This window comes from Moorena sp. SIO3I8 (assembly GCF_010692325.1).
Classification (GTDB): Bacteria; Cyanobacteriota; Cyanobacteriia; order Cyanobacteriales; family Coleofasciculaceae; genus Moorena.
On sequence record NZ_JAAHHW010000288.1, the window covers coordinates 1 to 2,198 of the forward strand.

The following is a 2,198-nucleotide window of genomic DNA, read 5'->3' on the forward strand; positions in this document are numbered from 1 at the left end:
CCAAAAACTCGGGATTCTTAAAGGTAACATTCTTCAGCTGATGATGGGGAGGCAACAGAGTATTCAAGAAGTCGATCAACAGTGCCTTGTTTGGCTCAGTGCCAAAGACACGTTTAAAGCCGAAATCCGTGAGCAGGTCAATGTATTTATCTGGCAACAGGAAAACCATTTCAAAATGCTTTTATGGCTGATAGGGAGTAGGGAGTAGGGAGTAGGGAGTAGGGAGTAGGGAAATAGGGAACAGGGAGTAGGGAGTAGGGAGTAGGGAGTAGGGAAATAGGGAACAGGGAGTAGGGAGTAGGGAGTAGGTAACTTCTGATTAATAATTATAACAATTAATTTAGGATTGCTATCTAGCTTTTTATAGCCTAATGAGGTATGTAATTTATGGCATGTATGAGGTACACTTATCAACCTCAAAGTCCCCCTTTTCAAGGGGGATTTAGGGGGATCCCTTTGCACCTCATGGAAAAGATAATTGCTAGATATTTTTTCCCTGTTCCCGATTCCCGATTCCCGATTCCCGATTCCCTACTCCCTATTCCCTAAAAACCCAAAAATTTGTACCTCACCCAAATAATTGCTATATTCACTCCATAGCACTTCTAAAAAAGTCTATTGTTTCTTTCAACGCCACAATAAACCGATCAATCTCTTCACGAGTATTATAAAAATACAAACTAGCTCGTGCTGTACCCGTCACTCCTAAACGATGGTGCAAAGGTTGAGTACAATGATTTCCAGAACGAATAGCTACACCGTCTTGATCCAACAGCGTAGACACATCACTAGCATCCAATCCTTTAATATTAAATGTTGCTAATGCTGCCCTACCTTTACCATCTATTGTTGGTTGGGGACCATACATGATTAGATCGGGAATTTCCTGCAACTGCTTAAACAAATAAGCGGTTAATTCTTCTTCATAGCTATGGATAGTATCCATACCCAACCCAGTCAGATAGTCTACCGCAGCACCAAGTGCGATCGCTTGAGCAATGGCTGGTGTCCCCGCTTCAAATTTATGGGGTAAATCCCCATAGGTGGAGTGGTCCAGAAATACCTCCGCAATCATTTCACCACCACCTAAAAATGGAGGCATGGCTTCCAGTAAGTCCAGTTTCCCATACAGAAAACCAATCCCGGTGGAAGCACACATTTTATGACCGGATGCCACTAGCCAATCACAATTCATAGCTTGGACATCAATGGGCATATGGGGGACACTTTGGCAAGCATCAATCATTACCATAGCGCCATAGTTATGTGCGATCGCAATAATTTCCTCTACTGGATTAATACATCCCAAAGTATTCGAGACATGAACCACACTTACCAGCTTGGTTTTCTCAGAAATCAGCTGTCGGAACTCTTCTAAATCAAACTCCTGAGTTTCGGTTAATTCCACATACTTTAGTACCGCTCCAGTTTTCTGAGCAATAATTTGCCAAGGCACCAGATTGCTGTGGTGTTCCATAACCGAGAGAATAATTTCATCTCCCTGGCGCAGATTTTCCAAACCCCAGCTGTAAGCCACTAAGTTAATCGCTTCCGAAGCATTGCGGGTAAAAACAATCTCTTGTCGTGACTGGGCATTTACAAAACTAGCTACCTTATCCCGTGCCCCCTCATAACCGTCTGTCGCTCTAGTGCTAAGGGTATGGACACCTCGGTGAACATTAGCATTGTCCATTTCGTAGTAGTGGCGCAGTGCATCCAGTACTGCTACCGGTTTCTGGGCAGTAGCCGCATTATCGAAGTAAATCAGCGGTTTACCGTTAACGTCCTGGTGCAAAATAGGGAAGTCAGCCCGGACTTGATCAGCAATGGTTTTTTCTTGAGTTAAGGTCATTTTACTGTTGAACGTTATTCCGTTCCCGTTTTGAACTTATGACTGTTTCCGAAAGTCTTTGGCGAAGAGAAGCTAGGGGAATTTGATTGATTATTTCTGCTACAAACGCATCAATCAAAAGGTTACGGGCATCGGTTTCCTTCAGTCCACGACTTTGCAAATAGAAGACTTCATCCGCTTCCAACTGACTGACTGTAGCACCGTGGGAACATTTCACATTATCAGCTGTAATCTCCAACTGAGGCTTGGTATCAACTCTAGCCTTCGGCGATAGCAACAAATTACGATTCAACTGAGCTGCATTGGTCAACTGGGCTGCTTGAGGAACAGAAACCTTACCATTAAA

4 protein-coding genes are annotated in these 2,198 nt (G+C 43.5%); all 4 read right to left on the reverse strand.

Going from position 1 to position 2,198, the window contains the following annotated elements; translation table 11 throughout:
* A partial coding sequence (locus F6K51_RS36255) for a hypothetical protein (RefSeq protein WP_293030754.1) occupies positions 1-79 on the reverse strand: 79 nt, incomplete at its 3' end.
* Complete coding sequence (locus F6K51_RS36260; RefSeq protein WP_293030745.1) at positions 76-414, reverse strand: hypothetical protein; 339 nt, start codon at positions 412-414, stop codon at positions 76-78. The genes F6K51_RS36255 and F6K51_RS36260, both read right to left, overlap by 4 nt.
* 175 nt (positions 415-589) lie before the next feature.
* Positions 590-1,852, reverse strand: coding sequence for a SufS family cysteine desulfurase (locus F6K51_RS36265; protein ID WP_293030748.1), 1,263 nt, complete (start codon positions 1,850-1,852; stop codon positions 590-592).
* Position 1,853: 1 nt separating this feature from the next.
* On the reverse strand, positions 1,854-2,198 hold a 345-nt coding region (locus tag F6K51_RS36270; RefSeq protein WP_293030751.1), incomplete at its 5' end, for a SufD family Fe-S cluster assembly protein.